This window comes from Chryseobacterium sp. WX, from assembly GCF_029542485.1.
GTDB classification, from domain to species: domain Bacteria; phylum Bacteroidota; class Bacteroidia; order Flavobacteriales; family Weeksellaceae; genus Chryseobacterium; species Chryseobacterium cucumeris.
In genome coordinates this window covers 4,217,136-4,237,821 of sequence record NZ_CP120710.1, presented here as the reverse complement: position 1 = coordinate 4,237,821, position 20,686 = coordinate 4,217,136, and the positions used below count along the sequence as shown (strand labels likewise).

The following is a 20,686-nucleotide window of genomic DNA, read 5'->3' as shown; positions in this document are numbered from 1 at the left end:
TTATATATAAATTTAAAATCTGATGTCTGAAATCTGGCATCTGAAATCTTAGATAAAAAATGAGCGAAACAATAGCTTTTAAACCGGAAAGTTTAGCACAGGTACACAAAATTATCGCAAGATATCCTGAAGGAAGACAAAAATCTGCTCTTCTTCCTGTACTTCACTTGGCACAGAAAGAATTCGGAGGATGGTTAGATGTTCCTGTGATGGATTATGTTGCCGGACTATTAAGTATCCAACCGATCGAAGTATATGAAGTGGCTACTTTCTATACCATGTTTAATATGAAGCCAGTAGGTAAATATGTGCTGGAAGTTTGCAGAACAGGACCTTGTATGGTTTGTGGAAGCGAAAAAATTCTGGATCATATCAGAACCAAACTGAACATTAAGGATGGAGAAACTACTGAAGACGGTATGTTTACTTTAAAACCAGCTGAATGTCTTGGAGCATGCGGATACGCACCCATGATGCAGCTAGGGAAATTCTTTCATGAAAATTTAACGATAGAAAAAGTAGATGAAATCCTTGATCTTTGCAGACAGGGACAAGTTGCTTTAGACTAATAGAAATTTTAAATTCTACATTTTAGATTTTAAATTATTCAGTTATTTTCTTTAATAATTATAAAAAGCTAGAAGCCAATGGCCAATAGCGAAAAGCATAATAAACAATGAGTAAAAAACTTTTACTTAAAGACGCACATATAGAAGGTATCCGCTACTTTGAGACTTACCGTAAACAGGGAGGTTATACAGCAGCTGAAAAAGCCTTGAAGATGACTCCGGACGAAATTCTTGAAGAAGTAAAAGCTTCAGGACTAAGAGGTCGTGGTGGAGCTGGATTCCCAACAGGAATGAAATGGAGCTTTCTGGCCAAGCCTGAAGGTATTCCAAGACACCTTGTTGTGAATGCGGATGAATCTGAACCTGGAACATTCAAGGACAGATATCTGATGGAGTTCCTTCCTCATTTATTGATTGAGGGAATGCTAATTTCTTCTTACTGTTTAGGATCCAATACTTCTTATATCTACATCCGTGGAGAATATTCGTGGATTCCGGATATCCTTGAAGAAGCTATTGAAGAAGCTAAAGCAGCAGGATTTTTAGGTAAAAATATTTTAGGAACCGGTTTCGATCTTGAAATCTATGTACAGAGAGGTGGTGGAGCATACATCTGCGGTGAAGAAACAGCATTGCTTGAGTCCCTTGAAGGAAAAAGAGGTAACCCGAGATTAAAACCACCATTCCCGGCTGTAAAAGGTCTTTGGGAAAGACCAACAGTGGTAAACAACGTTGAATCCATTGCGGCAGTAGTTCCGATCATTGATATTACAGGTGCTGAGTATGCTAAAATCGGGGTGGGAAGATCTACAGGTACGAAACTGATTTCTGCTTGTGGAAACATCAACAAACCGGGTGTATACGAAATCGATATGACGATCACCGTAGAGGAATTCATCTATTCTGAGGAATATTGCGGTGGTATTAAGGATGGTAAAAAATTAAAGGCTTGTATTCCTGGAGGAAGTTCTGTTCCGATTGTTCCTGCAAACCTATTGCTGAGAACCGTGAATGGAGAGCCCAGATATATGAACTATGAATCATTGGCAGATGGTGGTTTCGCTACCGGAACCATGATGGGTTCAGGAGGTTTCATCGTTTTGGATGAAGACCAGTGTATTGTAGAACACACCATGACATTGGCGAGATTCTACAATCACGAAAGCTGTGGACAATGTACGCCTTGCCGTGAAGGAACGGGATGGATGTACAAGATTTTAAAGAAAATCGAGAAAGGAGAAGGAAAAATGGAAGATATCGATCTGCTTTGGGATATCCAGAGAAAAATCGAAGGAAATACGATTTGTCCGTTGGGTGATGCCGCAGCTTGGCCGGTTGCAGCAGCGATCCGTCACTTCAGAGATGAATTTGAGTGGCACGTAAAAAACCCAGAGTTGTCTCAGACACAAAATTATGGATTGGCACATTATGCTGACCCTATCCCGGCTGTTGAAAAGAACGCATAAGTAAAAGATGAAAAAATTATTGGTGGTCGGCTTAATGATGTCGAATTTTGTATTTGCACAAAATAAGAAAACTGATACTGCAAATTATAACAGATCTGTTGAAGAGGATTTGTCATATTTAGTGAGTGAGAAAGAGCAGATTAAAGCTGAGAGAAAGGAAAAACCTTTACCATTGAGCAAAAAAGGTCAGGTTTTCGTATTTTATGGTTGGAACAGAGCAGCTTACAGCAATTCTGACATCCACTTTACCGGAAACGGATACGATTTTCAACTGAATAATGTAAAAGCACAGGACAGACCTACAAAATTTGGAATTGTCTATTTTGATCCGAGCTGGTTTACTGTAACACAGTATAATTTCAGAATAGGATACTTTATTAAAGATAATTTAGCATTGGTATTAGGGATAGACCATATGAAATATGTAATGGATCAGAACCAGACTGTAGGTTTCAAAGGTCATATTTCAGATCCTGAATATGCAGCAATGGTTCAGAACGGGCAGGTTAATCTTGCAGATGAGAAGTTCCTTACTTTCGAACATACAGACGGGCTTAACTATGAAAACTTAGGTCTTGAGAAATACAAAAATCTTGTTCATAAGAAAAATATAGATTTAGTATGGTCTTATGGAGCCGGAATCGGATTTATGTTTCCGAAAAGTAATGTAAAACTTTTTGGTAACGAAAGAAGTGACCGTTTCCACGTTGCAGGGATGGGAACCGATATCAGATCCAGTCTTAACCTTGTATTCTGGAAAAACTGGATGCTGAGATTAGAAGGAAAAGCCGGTTATATCAACATGTGGGATATTAAAACTACATTAAATAACAAACCGGACAAAGCACGCCAGGATTTTGTTTTCGGACAGGTCCTTGGAGGAATTGGATATACATTTAATACAAAGAAATATAAATAACAAAGCCTATTGCTTAACGCATAAAGCTTAAAGCATATCATATGAGCGAAGAAGTTAAAAAATTCAAAATAACTATAGACGGACAGACTACCGAAGTTTTGCCTGGTACTTCTATTCTGGAAGCTGCAAGACAAATTGGTGGTAAATCTGTACCTCCTGCAATGTGCTACTACAGCAAGTTGGAAACCAGTGGAGGAAGATGTAGAACTTGTCTCGTAGAAGTTTCTAAAGGATCTGAAGCAGACCCACGTCCTATGCCAAAATTAGTAGCAAGCTGTAGAACTAATGTAATGGATGGTATGGAAGTAAAAAATCTTACTTCTGAGAAAGCTCAGGAAGGAAGAAAAGCGGTTACCGAATTCCTATTGGTAAACCACCCGCTGGACTGCCCTATCTGCGATCAGGCAGGAGAATGTCATCTTCAGGACTTAGGATATGAGCATGGTGTGGAAAACACAAGAACAGAATTCGAAAGAAATACTTACGAAGCTGATGATCTTGGACCAAACATCAAACTAAATATGAACCGTTGTATTCTTTGCGCAAGATGTGTACTGACTGCTAACCAGCTTACAGAAACAAGAGAACACGGTATCCTTTTCAGAGGAGATCACGCTGAGATTTCAACGTATTTAAATAAAGCTTTAGACAATGACTTCATCGGAAACGTTATCGATGTTTGTCCTGTAGGGGCATTAACAGACAGAACAGCCCGTTTTGCCAGCAGAGTTTGGTTTACAAAACCAATGAACGCTTCCTGCAAATGTGATAAGTGTTCAGGAAAAGCTGTAGTATGGATGAAAGGTGACGAAATTGTAAGAGTTACTGCCAGAAAAGACCAGTGGGGAGAAGTGGAAGAATTCATCTGCGATACATGCCGTTTCGAAAGAAAATCTTTATCAGACTGGAATATCGAAGGTCCTAGACATATCGACAGACATTCTGTAATTTCATTGAACCACTACGAAAAGCCAAAAGACGAACTAAGAGTTTTAGACAATCCGATGGCTAAAGAAATCAGTGAAAAAGACGAAAAATAATTAATAAGACATCAGATTTCAGATACCAGACTTCAGACAGCAAATTAAATCTGACATCTAGCATCTGACATCTTAATATCTAAATAAAAATGGATTTACTTACATTTAAACTTATACTTGTACTAGCACTTTTCCTGCTATCGCTGACGATTGCAGCCTACTCTACCTGGGCAGAAAGAAAAGTTGCCTCTATCATGCAGGATAGAATTGGTCCTAACAGAGCCGGACCATTTGGATTGCTGCAGCCTCTTGCTGACGGTGGAAAGTTTTTCTTCAAAGAAGACTTTACGCCTGCCAATGCAGAAAAATTCCTTTTCGTATTAGGACCAGCGCTGGTAATGTTTATTTCATTGATTACAGGAGCTGTTATTCCTTGGGGTAAAAGTTTAAATATTGCAGGTACTTCTTTTGATCTTCAGGTAGCAAACATCGATGTTGGTGTACTTTTCATCATCGGTATGGCTTCCATCGGGGTTTACGGAATTATGATCGGAGGTTGGGCTTCGAACAACAAATATTCATTACTAGGTGCTATCCGTGCTTCTTCTCAGATGATTTCTTATGAATTGGCGATGGGATTAGCACTTCTTTCTATCATTATGATGTCTGGAAGTTTGGATTTAAAAGAAATCACTGAAAGTCAGACAACCGGAAAATTATGGGGCGTTATTCCTTGGGTTTCAGGATTGAACTGGAACATTTTCTACCAGCCGATTGCATTCCTTGTTTTCTTTGTAGCTGCTCTGGCAGAAACCAACAGACACCCGTTCGATTTACCTGAGTGTGAATCTGAATTGGTAACAGGATACTCTACAGAGTACTCATCCATGAAGTTAGGTTTATATATGTTCGGAGAATATGTGAACATGTTTATCTCTAATGCTTTTATGGTTGTCCTTTTCTTCGGAGGTTATAACTATCCTGGTATTGAATGGGTAACTCAGAACTGGGGTGAAAACACTGCAGGGATTTTAAGTATCGTAGCATTCCTTACGAAAACAGTAATTGGAATTCTGATCTTCATGTGGATCAGATGGACACTTCCAAGATTCAGATATGACCAGCTAATGCACTTAGGATGGAAAACACTAATCCCTATGGCATTGGTAAACCTATTAATTACAGGAGCTGTAATTTTAGCGTTTGGAAATTAAATTATCTAAACCTAACAGGTTTTTGAAACTTGTTAAGTTTGTGTGAATATTGAATATTAAAAATTAAGATAACAGACAAGATTAGTCTAAAATCTGGTGTCTAACATCTAATATCTATAATTAAATGAAACTTACAAACAGATCAAAAGTTGTTTCCAATAAAGAAATGACCCTTGCTGAAAAAATCTACCTTCCTGCGATCTTTACAGGGATGGGGATTACATTTAAGCATGCTGTAAGAACCGTGATAAAGGGTGCTCCCGCAGTATATTCATATCCGGAAGTACAGAAACCAAGAACGACTATCTGGAGAGGTCAGCACGTTTTGAAAAGAGACGAAGAAGGCAGAGAAAGATGTACAGCTTGCGGACTTTGTGCGGTAGCTTGTCCTGCAGAAGCCATTACGATGACTGCTGCTGAAAGAACTAAAGAGGAAAAAGGTCTTTACAGAGAAGAGAAATACGCTTCAGTATATGAAATCAATATGCTAAGATGTATTTTCTGCGGTATGTGTGAAGAAGCTTGTCCTAAATCTGCCATCTATCTTACTGACAGATTGGTAGACGTGGAAACCAACAGAGGTTCTTTCATTTACGGAAAAGATAAATTAGTTGAAAAAATAAATGAAAGGATTGATATCACAACAAGACAATCCGAGAAACAAAAAAATGCGGTAAAATAATGGATCAGTTTTTATTTTTCTTGGTGGCGTTTTTAGCAGTGGCAAGTGCTGTTTACTTTGTATTTGCAAGAAATCCTCTTTATGCTATTTTGTCATTAATTGTTACGATGTTTTCAATTGCCGGGATGTACATTCTTCTCAATGCGCAGTTCCTTGCAATTATCCAGATTATAGTGTACGCAGGTGCTATTATGGTACTTTTCCTTTATATCTTAATGATGCTTAATCTTAATAAACAAGACGAAAGTAAGAAGAACAATACTTTAAAATTTGTTGGAGTTTTTACGGCATGTCTTTTATTAATTGGAGTTTTGGGGGTATTCAGAGGAATTCAGGACCACCACATTGTTGTTGAAAATGTAGACAGAGGGGTTGGTCTTACCAAAAATCTGGGTAGACTTTTGTTTAATGAATATGTTTTACCGTTTGAGCTTGCTTCCATCCTAATTCTGGCAGGTATTGTAGGCGCGGTATTAATCGGTAAAAAAGATTTATAAAATTATGGGAGAAGTAAATACATTTATACAAAGCATCCCTTTGGACTACTTCATCATTCTTTCATCAGTATTGTTCTGTCTGGGAGTAATGGGAGTATTGCTTAGAAAAAATGCTATTGTGATTCTGGGCTGTGTAGAGCTTATGCTGAATTCTGTAAACCTTTTATTGGCAGCTTTTTCAGCATATAAAGGCAACGGCGACGGACAACTTTTAGTTTTCTTCATTATGGTGGTAGCAGCGGCTGAAGTAGCAGTAGGTCTGGCAATTATTGCGATGCTATATAGAAACACCCGTTCTGTAGATGTGAGTATATTTAATAAATTAAGAGGATAAGAATGGAGAATCTAGTATATGCAATAGTACTTTTACCACTTTTAGGGTTTCTTATTAACGGGCTGTTCGGGAAAAATCTTCCAAAAATATTGGTAGGATCTCTGGCTACTGCTGTAGTTTTTGGATCTTTCTGTATTGCAGTAAGCCTTTTCATGAATTTCAATTCTGAAAGCCAGCCTGTCATTGTAAAAGCTTTTGAATGGTTTAGAGTCAACGGAGTTCAGATTAATTTTGGATTCCAGATTGATCAGCTTTCTTTAATGATGGTGATGATCATTACGGGTATCGGTTCACTGATCCACTTATACTCTATCGGATATATGAGTCATGATAAAGGATTCTACAAGTTTTTTACTTACCTGAATCTTTTCATCTTCTCAATGTTACTTTTAGTAATGGGAAGCAACTACCTTATCCTGTTCATTGGATGGGAAGGTGTAGGTCTTTGTTCTTACCTGTTGATCGGATTCTGGTATACCAACGAAGAATATGGTAAAGCAGCAAGAAAAGCCTTCATCATGAACAGAATTGGTGACCTTGCGTTATTGATCGGTATCTTCATGATCGCTTCTCAAACCAATGCTGTAGATTATCTTTCTGTAGCAGAAAACGCTTCAAAATTTGAATTAGACGGAACAGTGATTATCTTTATCACAGCGAGTTTATTCATCGGTGCTACCGGTAAATCAGCTCAGGTTCCATTATATACATGGTTACCGGATGCGATGGCGGGACCAACTCCTGTATCAGCGTTGATCCACGCGGCAACGATGGTAACAGCAGGTATCTATTTGGTAGTAAGATCCAACTTCTTATTTACTTTAGCACCAACTGTACAGGGAGGAATTTTGTTCATCGGATTCTTAACCGCTGCTTTGGCAGGGTTCTATGCACTTCGTCAAAACGATATCAAAAAAGTGTTGGCTTATTCTACTGTTTCACAGCTTGGATTTATGTTCATCGCTTTAGGTCTTGGTGCCTATACAACAGCAATGTTCCACGTAATGACACACGCATTCTTTAAAGCGTTATTATTCTTAGGTGCAGGTTCTGTAATCCACGCGATGAGCAACGAACAGGATATGCGTTTCATGGGAGGTCTTAAAAAATATATTCCTCTTACCCACGCTACATTCCTTATCGGAACATTAGCTATCTCAGGTTTTCCTTTATTATCAGGGATGATCTCCAAAGACGAAATTTTAGTAGCAGCTTTCGCTAAAAACCCTGTTTACTGGGTAATCTTATTTGTTTTAGCGGCAATGACTGCAACGTATATGTTCAGACTATACTACCTGACATTCCACGGAGAATTCAGAGGTACTGAAGAACAGAAACACCACTTACATGAAAGCCCGTCTAATATGACATTACCATTGATCGTATTGGCTATTCTTTCTGTAATCGGAGGTTTTATCAACCTGCCACACTTTATCGGTCACGGGCATTATGCCAAACTGATGGAATGGTTAAAGCCGGTTCTTACGGAACAAAGCTACAGCCAGATGGAAGCTACTCTTTCAGGAGTACCTTTCAATACTGAAATGATCTTATTAGCAGCTACAGTCTTGATGTTCTTCACTGTATGGTTCATTGTTAGAAATACTTATGTAAGTAAGAAAAAGATGGCTGTTGCAGAGGAAAACTATACCGGATGGGAAAAGCTTTCTGCTAAGAAATTATACGTTGACGAACTTTACAACGCATTGATTGTAAAAACTGTTGAAGGATTAGGACGCGGAGGAAAAATGTTTGATAAGGGTATCTTAGACCGTTTTGTAAACTTTGTAGGTGATGGTGCTGAAGACAGCGGAAAAGCTATGAAGCGTGTACAGAACGGAAATGTAGAGACATATATCCTTATCATGTCTTTAGCGGTGGGAATTATATTAATTGTTAACTTTTTATTACAATAATAATGTCTTGTTTGTTATTAACATTATTACTATTACCTCTAGTAGGTTCGGGATTAGTTTTTGCCTGGAAGAATAATTCCAGCAAATATTTGGCGCTTGGAATTGCATTGGTACAAATGCTCCTTACGTTTTACGTACTTTCGGATTTTGATTTTACTCCGACAGTAGACAGCGTATTGCAGCATGAGATCAATTATCCATGGTCACAATTTATGAAGAGCTCTCTTCACTTCGGTATCGATGGAATGAGCATGCTTCTTTTATTACTGACCAATATTCTGGCTCCAATCATTATTTTATCATCTTTCAACGAAAATGTAAACTATAGAAATACATTCTACGGACTGATTCTATTGATGCAGTTTGGTCTTGTAGGAGTATTCACTTCTTTAGACGGATTGTTATTCTACATTTTCTGGGAAGTAACTTTGATTCCAATTTGGTTCATTGCCGGACTTTGGGGACAAGAGAATAAAAGGTTTGAATTCACTACGAAATTCTTCGTATATACTTTCGTGGGATCATTATTTATGTTAGCCGGATTGATTTATGTGTACAACCACTCTGCATCATTCGCTTTAACAGATTTATATAATGCTCAGCTGAATGAAGTACAGCAGACTGTGGTATTCTGGTTTATTTTCTTTGCTTTTGCAGTGAAATTACCGGTATTCCCTTTCCATACATGGCAGCCTGACACTTATACCTACTCTCCTACTCAGGGATCTATGTTATTATCAGGGATCATGCTGAAGATGGCAATATATGGTGTAATGCGATACTTACTTCCAATCACTCCGCTTCCGATTGCCGGAATTTCAGGACAGATTGTAATTATTCTTGCCATCGTGGGAATTGTTCATGGTGCATTGATTGCGATCATCCAGACGGATATGAAGAGAATCATTGCGTATTCATCTTTCTCTCACGTAGGATTGATGGTAGCGGGAATCTTCGCTTCAGCAGTAGTTACTTTAAGAGGAACTTTCAATGTAGAAGGAGCTGAAGGAGCTTTGGTACAGACATTTGCTCACGGTATCAACGTGGTAGGATTATTCTACTGTTGTGATATTTTATACAAGAGATTTAAATCAAGAGACATCAGACAAATGGGAGGTTTAGCTAAAGTAGCACCTAAGTTTGCTGTATTGTTCCTGATCATTATATTAGGTTCAATGGGAGTTCCATTAACCAATGGATTCATCGGGGAATTTATTTTGTTGAAATCGGTTTATGATTTTAACGGAACAGCAGCAGTAATTGCTGGTCTTACGGTAATTCTTTGTGCGGTGTATTTATTAAGATTCTACGGAAAAGCAATGTTTGGAGAAGGAGATGAAGCCGTTTTAAGTACAGCAAAAGATTTATCAGGCGTAGAATTTTCTGTATTGGCAAGTTTAGCGGTTTTTGTGATTTTACTAGGTATTTTCCCACAACCGGTAATCGACATGGTGAGTAGTTCGGTGAAGTTTATCTACCAATCAATGGTAAGTTAATTTGATATTTTAAGAAATGAGTGTTTTAATTATTGTTTTCCTAACGGCAGTTATTGCGTTATTTTCAGGAGTTTTTGAACAAGGAAAATTCGCAAGATACATTGGGATTTTGGGATTAATCATCGCATTGTACGTAAGTTTTATGCCGGAATGTTCGTTTTTCGACCATTACAAGCATATGTATGAGTACAGTGACAATACCGCATTATTCACTAAAATATCAATCGTAACAACATTATTGTTATTCTTCCTGGGCGGTTTTGCTTTCAGCAACCACAGAAGCCACCAGTCAGAATTATATGCATTGATGCTATTTGCATTATGTGGAGGGATCATCCTTTTCGGATATCAGAACCTTGTGACCATGTTCCTGGGAGTTGAGATCCTTTCTATTCCGTTATATGTAATGGCGGGAGCTAACAAAACTGATCTGAGATCCAACGAAGCTTCTATTAAATATTTCCTTATGGGTGCATTCGCAACAGGTTTCTTACTGTTCGGGATTGCGTTCATCTATGGAAGTGCAGGAAGTTTTGATCTGTACAAAATCCACGACTTTGGAGTAGCAAATGCTGGAAATGTAATGTTCATCTTAGGTGTATTACTGATTCTTTGCGCATTGGCATTCAAGGTAGCTTTAGCACCTTTCCATATGTGGAGCCCTGATGTATATGCAGGTTCTCCTTCATTAATCACAGCTTTCATGGCGAGTGTGGTAAAAATCTCAGGATTCTTTGCCCTGTTCAGATTAATGACGCTTGGTTTCGCTGGGGTTACTCACGAATGGATTAATGTTTTAGGGGTATTCTTAATAATTACATTACTTTTGGCAAACGTTATGGGTCTTGCTCAGACGAATGCAAAAAGAATGCTGGCATACTCTTCAGTATCTCACGCAGGATATATCGGATTGGTATTCTTCGGAATGACAAGTCTTTCTACTTATAATCTTGCCTTCTATCTGTTTGCTTACTCTTTATCTACAGTAGGAGTTTTCATGTGTCTGATCTGGGTAGAGAAATTAAAAAGAGAAACGTCTTTCGGAGCTTTCAAAGGATTGGCAAAAACAGAACCTTTATTGGCAACAGCAGCAACGATCTCAATGCTTTCAATGGCAGGAGTTCCGTTAACAGCTGGTTTCATGGGGAAATTTGCTTTATTCTCCCAGGCGATGAATGGTGCTGCATTCTTAGTACTGGTAGCTGTGTTAGGTTCTGCCCTATCCATTGCTTACTATCTAAGACTGATCATTGCGATGTTCTTCTTTAAAGAATCAACATTCAAATCATCAGAAAAAGTAACCCTTACTTACAACATTATTGCAGTAGTGGTTATTGCCCTGATTGTTATCCTTGGTATATTCCCGGATATGTTTGCAAGAATGTTCGGATTATAAAATCTGAATTTTAGAATATAAAAAGCACAACTCTTCAGTTGTGCTTTTTTATTATCCTAACAAGGTAATGAATATCTCATCTAAAATGTTACAATTTTTATGTATCATTAAATCTATAATCTGTCTTTCAAAAAACCAATAAGGAATTATAAAATATGTTGCAGAATTTCCCAAAGCACATGCAAATTATATACAATAAAATAAAAATTCCACACGATCAATATTCTGCTTTTTTCATAACTTTACTTTAAATTTTTCAGCTCTTGGCTAATCTCTATAAAAAAGACTCTCCCTTTCAGGTTTATATATCATTCAAAAAATATTTGGATGTTCTGGAACATATCCGCTATAATGACAGACTGGAATACAGAGTGAACTACGCAGAGTCTTTGATTGAAAGCACACGAAACTTTAAAGAGCTCAGAGAAGGCTTCCAGGATACTGCCCTTCTTGAAAAATACGAAGACCTGATCAGACTGCTTCTTGCGGATCTTTTCCCAACAGGCCTTACCAAAAACGAAATAAAGGCGGCAAGCATTCCGCTTTCCAATATCACCTTCAACTATACCGAAAGGTTTAAGGATATTCTGAAAGATGCCGGAAAAGACTTCGAAATAGAACTCAGAAATATTTCAGATAATGAATTTTATGTGTTCTGCTGTTGTCTGATTCTTCAAAGCTACTTTAAAAAAGATATTAAAAGTACGCTTCCGTTTTATTATGATATTCCCAATAAGCAGGGAATCATGAAACATTATAAAATTACGGTCAATTCTGACTTTACGGAAATTACTCCTACAGAAGATGCCAAAATTCCATCTGATGATATTCTGGATATGCTTTTGGAAAATCTGGATGATTTTAAACTCTGGAAAAAGTATTTCCCTTCTCAATCGTGGGTATTAAAAGGATTTACGATTATTTCACTGGTAGACTGTACCTCTGAAGTCGCCCTTTCCGATCTGAAATCAAGCATGATTGAAATTGATCCGGAAAATATGAATCCCAACGAAAATCTTACGGAAATTTTCAAATCTTACTTTGATGTTCCGGAATTGAGCTTCGGACTGATGACTTTCAATAAAAAGGAACAGAAGCTGGATAAACTCCCGATTTATGAGAGTCTTCTTACGAATCATATCCTGGATTTCTGGATCAATGCATTTGATGAAGAAACCCGTAAGAGTACCTTCAATAATTTAAATCATAATTCAAAGCCTGTAGTTGTCTCCAATGTAAACAACCTGGACGAAAATGTCAAGCTGCTTCCTTCCTTCAGTATTTTAAAGGATAATAATGTGAACAGCTTCATGGTAATTCCTATCATGAAAGATGGTGAGCTTCTTGCAATCATGGAATTCACCTCTCCTATTGCCGGAAGTTTCAATGGCTTAAAGCTTAAAAAACTGGAGTTTTTCACTGATATGGTTCTCTTCTCTCTGAACAGGTTTTACTTTGAGAAAAACTATCAGATAGAAGCCATTATTCAGCGCGAGTATACAACCATCCATGACAGTGTGGTATGGAAGTTCAGAAATGAAGCTGAGAAATATTTTACAGCATCGCTTGGAAAGAAAATTTATACTTTAAAACAGATTGCATTCAAAAATCTGACACCTTTGTTTGGGGTTTCAGATATCCGTTCTTCTTCTGAAAAACGTTTTAATCTGATGCTGCAGGATCTTAATCAACAAATTGAATGGCTGAATGAAGTTTTGACACTCACCAATTCCGATTCGGAAAAATTTGTACTGGCACTGGATGTTTTTGAGAATGAGATCAACAATGAGATCAAAGCTGATACGGAACAACGTTTTCAGAGATTATTAAGGGAAGAAATTCATCCTTTTTTACAGGGAAAACTGGAAGTAAGAACCTCCAGAGAAATAAAAACAAAAATCAAAGACTATTTTTCACACATCTTTACTTCTACGGATCTGTTTTATCACCACAGGAAAAACCTTGATGACTCTATCACGCTGGTCAACCGAAAACTGGCAGATATGCTGGACGAAAGCCAAGTAAAAGCACAGGAAATTTTCCCGCATTATTATGAAAGATTTAAGTCTGATGGCGTAGAGCATAATCTATATATTGGTTCTACCATCGCTCCTGAGCTGCACTATACTTCGAAAGTAGTTCACAAACTGAGATACTGGCAGCTGAAAACCATCTGTAAAATGGAGCTTGAATTTCAGTCGTTCAAAAAGTATCTTCCGGTACCACTTGATATTGCTTCACTGATTTTCGTCTATAATGAAAAAATAGACATCCGTTTCAGAATGGATGAAAAACGCTTTGATGTAGATGGAGCTTACAACTCCTATTATGAGATTATCAAAAAACGTCTGGACAAAGCCCATGTGAAAGATTCTTCAGAACGCATCACTGCTCCCGGAAAGATCACCATCGTTTATTTCGGCATGGAAAACCAGAAAGAATACCTTGACTACATTTCCAAACTGCAGAAAAAAGGAGTTTTACAAAATGATATAGAATTTTTAAGAGTAGAAGACCTTCAGGGAATTACGGGATTACTGGCATTGAGAGTATCATTTACACTTCCGCAGGAATAAAAATTCCGGAATAGACATCTGACTTATCAATTTTCTTCAATAGAAATACTGATTTCAAACTCTTGCTTTACTGGATATCTATAGATTTTAGCAGAATACCAGTTATTGAGTTCGTTTGACTGAAATAAACGTTCAATTTCTTTCCTGGAAGCATCATCGGTATAGCTTAGAAAATCAATTTTTTCAATCGTATTTTCTTTTCCTACTGTTACGCGAAGCCTGTTTTCTCCTTTCTCTGCATTCGTCTGCACCTTAAAATTTTCAAATAAAATTTTTCGGAAATTGTTTATTCCCCCTTTAAAAGCAGCCTCAGTAGGTCCAAATCTTTCTATATCATCAATACAATTACCATTTTCTTGCTGACACTTTTCCAATGTTGCCAAAGCCACAGATTTTAATGAATCAATTGTTTTTCTTTCTTCTGGGGTAGGTGGAAGTATTTTTATATGCTCTAATGTCGATATATAATGAACTAATGAAACCTTCCTTGATCCACAACCCAAAAGGAAAGATAATAAAATCAGCATCAAAATAATTTTCTTCATTAGCAATCAACCAATTGATGGTCTATTTTAATCCACAAAATAAGTATCCGGCTTCTTCAATTCCCCTTGAGGAATTCCTGCCTGCTCAAAAATAGAAAACTCAATCGTACGGCAGATGCTGTTTAAAGCAAGATCATTTTCCTCTTCACCAAAAGGTTCTCCAATCTCCTGAATAATAGCATCAAGAGCAATAAAGGTGTAGCTGATCAATAAAACGATTAAAGGCATCATCCATCCCAAAGTATCTACCAGCCCGAAAGGAAGCCAGAAACAATATAGATACACGGTACGATGCAGCAAAACACTGTAAGCAAAAGGTAATGGAGTATTATAAATTCTCTCACATCCACCGGAAATAGTAGAAAACTGGTTCAGCTGATGGTCCATGGAAGTCATGACAATAGTGTCTATATTTCCTTTTTTATTCTGTTCGTTGAGCCAATCTGCAATAAAGCCTAAAATAATATTGGGAATGAATTTTTTATTCTTCACCTGTTGCAGTTGTTCGGGCGAAAGCAATCTCTCAAGATGCTCTGTCCCGGATTTATCTCTCAACTGAAAGTTCAGTGACCAGGAAAATGCAGAAATCAGTTTGATCATTCTCTCTTTTTCCTCTTTAGCTTCTGGAGAAGAATCATTTACTAAGAATAAAATCTGCCTTGTTAATGATCTTGTTTCAATCACAAGTAATCCCCAAAGTTTCCGGCCTTCCCAGAAACGGTCATAGCTTGCAGAGTTACAGAAACCCATAAATATGGCAAGTGCCAGTCCTATCAATGTAAAAATAGTAGGATTAAGATGCACTTTATAATCAAAGATTCTCCCTTTGAAAAAATAGATCGCCAAAGAAAACAGCGTGATGATGAAAAGCTGAACAATAATTTTCTTTAATACGGAGCCTCTCCATATAAATAACATTTTCAGCCAATTCGTACGCTGTCTGACGATCATTTGTGTATGTTTATTAATTAAAGACTAAGAAAAGCCGCCCCGAAAGACAAAACGGAAATAATAATTCCTGCCATAAAGATCTTATAGGTAATGGATAAAAGCTTGTATTTCCTGTTAAGAACTTTCCCCAGGTAATACAGATCTTTCACCATAGAATCATAGATATAATCCCTATCCTTAATGAGGTCTTTCATGGCATTGTTATAATCGTCAAACAACATCTGCTGAAAGTTCCCAAAGAACAGCAGGTTTACTTTTCTGTTGGCGATATCCTCAGAGGTAAAAGTTGATTTTGTGACATTCGGTTTTGTGGACAGAATCGCAAATATGATCGTCAATACGCTTGATAACAATAATATGAAACTTGGAAGAATCAGATGTGAATTTTTAGGAGCATCCAGCTTCGGTACCAATACAGAAAGACAAACTGAAATAATAATGGCATTTACCGATAAAAGAATATTGGCTTTACTGTCTGCAATATCACTTAATCTTGTATGATTGTTCAGTGTAACTCTGAATAGGGTATCTACACTTCTGTCTGATTTTTCCTTTTCTTTTTTACCTTCCGAAACCTCCTTTTTATTTTCTTTTTTCTCCTCTTCTTTTTCCAGCTTCTTCTCGATTTTTTTAATATTTTTCTTTTTCAGCGGTTCCCAGTTTTCTTTAGCATAATCCGTATAAAAAGTATGCTTATTTTTCAGCATGTCCAGATTTCCGGCATTCCATTCTTCATTGGAAAAACATCTTACATTGGTAAGTTCCCATTCTTTTCTCAAAGCATCAGAAATATCACTGTAATCATGCCCTGCAAAATGGCTGAAATCTGCATCCTTTACAATTTTTTCAAGTAAATTCTGAGGTTCGTAATGTATTTTCGTTGCCAGAATCAGTTTTTCAACATCTGCAATATAGTTTTCAGGATAGTTTTGCCCGTGTAAAAAGGCTTTCATGACCTCTACACTTCTTTCCTCATGGTTCAGCGCACATTCTATATACCCTGTATCATGAAACCATAATGCAACGAGTACCTTCTCCTGATCCTCTTCAGAAACAGGAGTGTTTTTCATGATTTCCTCAGCCTTATTAACTGTATAGGCAGTATGGATAAAATTATGATAAAAATATACTGAAGATAACTTATCTTTGAATAAGATTTCAACATAATTTTTAGCTTTTTGTAAAATGCTCATCCCTGAAATTTTGTTAATGTAAATTTATGAATTTATCCTTTAAAACTCATCTAAAAAATACTTCTATTGTTCTTCGAACGGTAATGTCCGCAGGAGCCCTTTATTCCTGTGCTACCTATAACGTGCAAAAGGGCAAAAACTTATTTGAAGTAAAAGATTCCGAAATAAAATCAGAAAATGATTTTAAACTCTTTCTGATTGGAGATGCAGGAAACTCAGATGAACCTCAGGCACAAAAAACACTTAATTTACTGAAAAGTAAGCTGGATTCTGCCAACAGTAACTCTATGCTGGTCTTTCTGGGCGATAATATCTACCCCAATGGGATGCCTAAAGAAACAGATAAAGATTACGCCACAGCGAAACAAAAACTGGAAAACCAACTCTCCATTACCAAAGATTTTAAAGGAAAAACTCTTGTGATTCCGGGAAATCATGACTGGTACAGTGGACTGGAAGGATTGAATACCCAGGAAGGGCTGGTTAAAAAATATCTTGATGATAAAAAAGCATTCCTTCCTAAAAATGGCTGTCCTATTGATGACATCAACATTTCTAAAGATATCAAACTTATTGCTATTGATTCGGAATGGGTGATCGCCAACTGGGACAATTATCCTGGAATCAACAAAAACTGTAATATCAAAACCCGTGAAGATTTTTTCACAGAGTTTAAAGATCTGATCATTAAAAATCAGGGAAAAAAAATCATTGTTGCCCTACACCATCCCATTATCAGCAGCGGAACACATGCAGGATTTAACTCTGCAAAATCTCATCTCTTTCCTTTAAAGAGTAAAGTTCCTGTTCCTGTAGTGGCAAGTGTCGTCAATATATTAAGGAGTTCCTCAGGCGCAAGTCCTGAAGACATTAATAATCAACATTATGCAGATCTGGCCAACCGATTGAAAAGTATTGTTCAGGATAAGGAAAACATTATTTTCGTATCCGGTCATGACCATAATCTGCAATATCACGAAGATGGAAATTTAAGACAGATCATTAGTGGAGCAGGTTCTAAAACAGATCCTTCTACCATTGTAGAAAAAACAGACTTTTCCTACGGGGGCAGTGGCTTTGCGGTTTTAAATTTCAGAAAAGATGAAAGCACAGATGTAGAGTATTTTTCTACTAAAGATGCTCAGCTTCAAAAACTGACTCATATTTCCGTGATTTCCAAACCGGATGTGTTTGTCAATAATTTCCCAAATTCTTTTCCTGCAACATTCTCTTCAACTATTTACCCGGTACCGCTTACCGAAAAAAGAAAGTTTTACCGTTGGCTTTGGGGGGATCATTACAGAAGATATTACGGAATTCCCATTGAAGCTCCGACGGCTAATCTTTCAGAATTGAACGGAGGATACATTCCTTTCAGAGAAGGTGGAGGAAACCAGTCCAACAGTTTGCGATTGAAGTCTGCAGACGGACAGGAATTCGTGATGCGCGGCGTGAAAAAAAGTGCGATCCGTTTCTTAAATAATATGGCTTTCCAGAAAAGTACACTGGGAGAAGAACTTGCAGATACGTATCCTGAAAAATTCTTACTTGACTTTTATACCACCAATCATCCATTTACACCGTTTACCATTGGGAATATGTCTGAAAAACTGGGTATTTTCCACAGTAATCCAAAACTGTACTACATTCCTAAACAACGCGCTTTGGATAGATATAACGAAAATTACGGGGATGAAATGTATATGATTGAAGAACGTTTTTCTTCAGATCCTAAAACATTGGCTTATCTTGATAATGCAAAAGATATTGTTTCTACCGATGATGTATTAAAAAACCTCAGCAAGAGTAATAAATATTCTGTTGACAGAGAATCTTATATCAGAGCAAGGTTATTTGATATGCTTATCGGAGACTGGGACAGACATTCAGACCAATGGAAATGGGCACAATATGAAGAGGGTGATAAAGTGATTTATAAACCCATTCCAAAAGACAGAGATCAGGCATTCAGTAAATATGATGGAGCAGCCTTTAAAATCATTATGAATGTTCCTGCTATCCGTCATATGAAAACCTTTACAGAAGACATCAGCAGTGTAAAGTGGCTTGCTATGGAACCTTATCCGATGGATCTTGTATTCTTAAAAGGTTCAGATCAGAATGAATGGGAAACCCAGGCAAAATATATTCAGGAACATCTTACGGATGCGGATATTGATGATGCTTTCCATAACCTCCCGAAAGAAGTGCAGGATGACACCATTGCTGAAATCCAGAGAAAACTGAAAATAAGAAAAACAAAACTACAAAGCTATGCAGCTCAATACTATGATGTATTGCTGAAAAAAGTTCCTTTGGCAGGAACGGTAAACCCTGATAAGTTTGTCATCACCAAAAACGGACATTCTGTGATGGTACAGCAATACAAGCTTGGTAAAAATAAAGACCAGAATGAACTTGTTTTTGAAAAGACGTATCATGATTCGAAAACAAAAGAATTATGGATCTACGGACTTGAAGATGATGATACTTATGTAGTAACAGGAAGCGGAAGTCCTAAAATGAATATCAGACTGATTGGCGGATATAACCATGATACCTATAACGTTGCGGATGGAAGAAAAGTGAAAATCTATGATTTTAAATCTCAGAAAAACACTTACAATTCCGGAAATGCAACCAAAAACATTACGGATGATTATGACATCAACAGCTATAATTATAAGCACCCCAAATATAATTCCGTTGCAGGATACCCAAACCTGGATTACAACCCGGATGATGGTGTCATTGTAGGAGTTTTAGCTAATTATACGGTGAATAATTTTATCCGTGATCCATTTACTCAAAGACACAGTTTAAAAGCTAATTTTTATACAGCAACTGCAGGATTTAGCCTGACTTACAAAGGGGTATTTAAAAAGGCAATCTCAGGTTGGGATATCAATCTTGATGCATTTTATACAACTCCGAGGTTCTCTCAAAACTTCTTTGGACTTTCCAATGAAAGCGAATATGATAAGGAGGATACAGAACGAGAATACAACAGAGCCAGAATATCTAAGTTTAACTTCGCTCCCTCTATTTCTCAAAAGAGCTGGATGAACCTCAGCCATCAGTTTCAACTGACTTTTGAAGATAATAAAGTACAGAGAAAAGCTGACCGTTTCATCAATCAGTCACCGGATGTCAGACCTGGTGTATTTAACAGCCAGCAGTTTGTGGGAGCCAATTATACCTTTGGCTATAAAAATGCAGATAATGGAGCCTTCCCTACTCTTGGACTGGAATTTATGCTGAATGCAGACTGGAAAGCAACACTTTCTGATTTTAATAAGAATTTCGTAACCGTAAAAGGAAAGCTTGCCATTGACCACAGGATTGATAAAAAGGGAACATTTGTGTTCGCTAATTCCAGTAATGTGATGTGGATTAATAATAATAATTTTGAATTTTATCAGGCTGCAGCTATCGGAGGTAATAATGGAATGAGAGCCTTCAGAAATGAAAGATTCTCAGGAAGATCCTATTTTACCAATAACTCAGAAATCCGATGGGATTTTGGACGGGTAAGAAATAATATTGTTCCTGCGAACATGGGAATTCTTATCGGATATGATATTGGCCGTGTATGGAATGACAATGAAAACTCTAGAAAATGGCATCAGTCTGCCGGTGCCGGAGTATGGCTGAGTATTGTGGAAATGATGTCTGCGAGGTTGAATTATTTCTATGGCTCAGATGGTGGAAGAATTTCTGCCGGAGTGGGAATGAAATTTTAATCTGATAAATTTAAAAAAAACAATTCTCATTTTCTAACAGGTACTGCAATCCAACACTCAACATAAAACACTGTTTAACAACATATTAAACTATTTAAAATAAAAAATTTGAAAAAATTTCAATTTTAATAAAATTTAATAATTCAAATTTTCAACTCACATTTTTTACTGATAAAATAAATATGGCCTTTAATTAAAGGCCATATTTT

16 protein-coding genes are annotated in these 20,686 nt (G+C 37.1%); 13 read left to right on the top strand and 3 right to left on the bottom strand.

Annotated elements, in window-relative coordinates:
* Positions 1–59: 59 nt before the first annotated feature.
* The 12 genes from PZ898_RS19190 to PZ898_RS19135 all read left to right on the top strand — a co-directional run bounded on the left by PZ898_RS19190 (position 60) and on the right by PZ898_RS19135 (position 14,045).
* Positions 60–569 carry an NAD(P)H-dependent oxidoreductase subunit E gene (locus PZ898_RS19190; RefSeq protein WP_062675585.1) on the top strand — a complete coding sequence of 170 codons (510 nt, stop codon included), beginning with the start codon at positions 60–62 and terminating at the stop codon, positions 567–569.
* A gap of 107 nt (positions 570–676) precedes the next feature.
* A complete protein-coding gene (gene nuoF, locus PZ898_RS19185; RefSeq protein WP_277693978.1) occupies positions 677–2,035 on the top strand; it encodes an NADH-quinone oxidoreductase subunit NuoF in 1,359 nt (452 codons plus the stop codon).
* A 7-nt stretch (positions 2,036–2,042) separates the two neighbouring features.
* Entirely contained in the window at positions 2,043–2,954 is a 912-nt protein-coding gene (locus tag PZ898_RS19180) for a hypothetical protein (RefSeq protein WP_117753116.1), read from the top strand.
* Between the two features lie 41 nt (positions 2,955–2,995).
* Positions 2,996–3,994: a 2Fe-2S iron-sulfur cluster-binding protein gene (locus PZ898_RS19175; protein WP_062675587.1), complete on the top strand. Its 999-nt coding sequence runs from the start codon at positions 2,996–2,998 to the stop codon at positions 3,992–3,994.
* An 89-nt stretch (positions 3,995–4,083) separates the two neighbouring features.
* Positions 4,084–5,148 carry an NADH-quinone oxidoreductase subunit NuoH gene (gene nuoH, locus PZ898_RS19170; protein WP_062675588.1) on the top strand — a complete coding sequence of 355 codons (1,065 nt, stop codon included), beginning with the start codon at positions 4,084–4,086 and terminating at the stop codon, positions 5,146–5,148.
* Positions 5,149–5,272: 124 nt separating this feature from the next.
* Entirely contained in the window at positions 5,273–5,830 is a 558-nt protein-coding gene (locus tag PZ898_RS19165) for an NADH-quinone oxidoreductase subunit I (protein WP_040996950.1), read from the top strand.
* Positions 5,830–6,327 (top strand): NADH-quinone oxidoreductase subunit J, encoded by a 498-nt coding sequence (locus PZ898_RS19160; RefSeq protein ID WP_202843683.1) that lies wholly within the window; start codon positions 5,830–5,832, stop codon positions 6,325–6,327. Before PZ898_RS19165 ends, PZ898_RS19160 begins: the two co-directional genes overlap by 1 nt.
* 4 nt (positions 6,328–6,331) lie before the next feature.
* Positions 6,332–6,661 carry an NADH-quinone oxidoreductase subunit NuoK gene (gene nuoK, locus PZ898_RS19155; RefSeq protein WP_002983557.1) on the top strand — a complete coding sequence of 110 codons (330 nt, stop codon included), beginning with the start codon at positions 6,332–6,334 and terminating at the stop codon, positions 6,659–6,661.
* A 2-nt stretch (positions 6,662–6,663) separates the two neighbouring features.
* The gene (gene nuoL / locus PZ898_RS19150; protein WP_120233372.1) at positions 6,664–8,577 is read left to right on the top strand and encodes an NADH-quinone oxidoreductase subunit L; all 1,914 of its coding nucleotides are present in this window, start codon (positions 6,664–6,666) and stop codon (positions 8,575–8,577) included.
* 2 nt (positions 8,578–8,579) lie between these two features.
* Positions 8,580–10,073 (top strand): NADH-quinone oxidoreductase subunit M, encoded by a 1,494-nt coding sequence (locus tag PZ898_RS19145; RefSeq protein WP_277693977.1) that lies wholly within the window; start codon positions 8,580–8,582, stop codon positions 10,071–10,073.
* Between the two features lie 16 nt (positions 10,074–10,089).
* Positions 10,090–11,469 (top strand): NADH-quinone oxidoreductase subunit N, encoded by a 1,380-nt coding sequence (locus PZ898_RS19140; protein ID WP_216445386.1) that lies wholly within the window; start codon positions 10,090–10,092, stop codon positions 11,467–11,469.
* 263 nt (positions 11,470–11,732) lie between these two features.
* Positions 11,733–14,045, top strand: a complete 2,313-nt coding sequence (locus PZ898_RS19135) for a GAF domain-containing protein (RefSeq protein ID WP_277693976.1) — start codon at positions 11,733–11,735, stop codon at positions 14,043–14,045.
* 26 nt (positions 14,046–14,071) lie between these two features.
* Here PZ898_RS19135 and PZ898_RS19130 read toward each other — a convergent pair whose 3' ends face one another.
* The 3 genes from PZ898_RS19130 to PZ898_RS19120 are packed head-to-tail and all read right to left on the bottom strand — an operon-like array spanning position 14,072 to position 16,734.
* Complete coding sequence (locus PZ898_RS19130; RefSeq protein ID WP_277693975.1) at positions 14,072–14,590, bottom strand: hypothetical protein; 519 nt, start codon at positions 14,588–14,590, stop codon at positions 14,072–14,074.
* A gap of 27 nt (positions 14,591–14,617) precedes the next feature.
* A complete protein-coding gene (locus PZ898_RS19125) occupies positions 14,618–15,508 on the bottom strand; it encodes a bestrophin family ion channel (protein WP_277693974.1) in 891 nt (296 codons plus the stop codon).
* Positions 15,509–15,558: 50 nt separating this feature from the next.
* Positions 15,559–16,734, bottom strand: coding sequence for a Pycsar system effector family protein (locus PZ898_RS19120; protein ID WP_277693973.1), 1,176 nt, complete (start codon positions 16,732–16,734; stop codon positions 15,559–15,561).
* 26 nt (positions 16,735–16,760) lie between these two features.
* On the opposite strand from PZ898_RS19120, the gene PZ898_RS19115 reads away from it, so the two are divergent.
* Positions 16,761–20,477, top strand: a complete 3,717-nt coding sequence (locus tag PZ898_RS19115) for a metallophosphoesterase (RefSeq protein ID WP_277693972.1) — start codon at positions 16,761–16,763, stop codon at positions 20,475–20,477.
* Positions 20,478–20,686 lie beyond the last annotated feature (209 nt).

Excerpts from the sequence above, each read along its gene's own strand:
- PZ898_RS19190 (WP_062675585.1), top strand. The coding sequence starts at position 60 with ATGAGCGAAACAATAGCTTTTAAACCGGAAAGTTTAGCACAGGTACAC.
- nuoF (WP_277693978.1), top strand. The coding sequence starts at position 677 with ATGAGTAAAAAACTTTTACTTAAAGACGCACATATAGAAGGTATCCGC.
- PZ898_RS19180 (WP_117753116.1), top strand. The coding sequence starts at position 2,043 with ATGAAAAAATTATTGGTGGTCGGCTTAATGATGTCGAATTTTGTATTT.
- PZ898_RS19175 (WP_062675587.1), top strand. The coding sequence starts at position 2,996 with ATGAGCGAAGAAGTTAAAAAATTCAAAATAACTATAGACGGACAGACT.
- nuoH (WP_062675588.1), top strand. The coding sequence starts at position 4,084 with ATGGATTTACTTACATTTAAACTTATACTTGTACTAGCACTTTTCCTG.
- PZ898_RS19165 (WP_040996950.1), top strand. The coding sequence starts at position 5,273 with ATGAAACTTACAAACAGATCAAAAGTTGTTTCCAATAAAGAAATGACC.
- PZ898_RS19160 (WP_202843683.1), top strand. The coding sequence starts at position 5,830 with ATGGATCAGTTTTTATTTTTCTTGGTGGCGTTTTTAGCAGTGGCAAGT.
- nuoK (WP_002983557.1), top strand. The coding sequence starts at position 6,332 with ATGGGAGAAGTAAATACATTTATACAAAGCATCCCTTTGGACTACTTC.
- nuoL (WP_120233372.1), top strand. The coding sequence starts at position 6,664 with ATGGAGAATCTAGTATATGCAATAGTACTTTTACCACTTTTAGGGTTT.
- PZ898_RS19145 (WP_277693977.1), top strand. The coding sequence starts at position 8,580 with ATGTCTTGTTTGTTATTAACATTATTACTATTACCTCTAGTAGGTTCG.
- PZ898_RS19140 (WP_216445386.1), top strand. The coding sequence starts at position 10,090 with ATGAGTGTTTTAATTATTGTTTTCCTAACGGCAGTTATTGCGTTATTT.
- PZ898_RS19130 (WP_277693975.1), bottom strand. The coding sequence starts at position 14,590 with ATGAAGAAAATTATTTTGATGCTGATTTTATTATCTTTCCTTTTGGGT.
- PZ898_RS19125 (WP_277693974.1), bottom strand. The coding sequence starts at position 15,508 with ATGTTATTTATATGGAGAGGCTCCGTATTAAAGAAAATTATTGTTCAG.
- PZ898_RS19120 (WP_277693973.1), bottom strand. The coding sequence starts at position 16,734 with ATGAGCATTTTACAAAAAGCTAAAAATTATGTTGAAATCTTATTCAAA.
- PZ898_RS19115 (WP_277693972.1), top strand. The coding sequence starts at position 16,761 with ATGAATTTATCCTTTAAAACTCATCTAAAAAATACTTCTATTGTTCTT.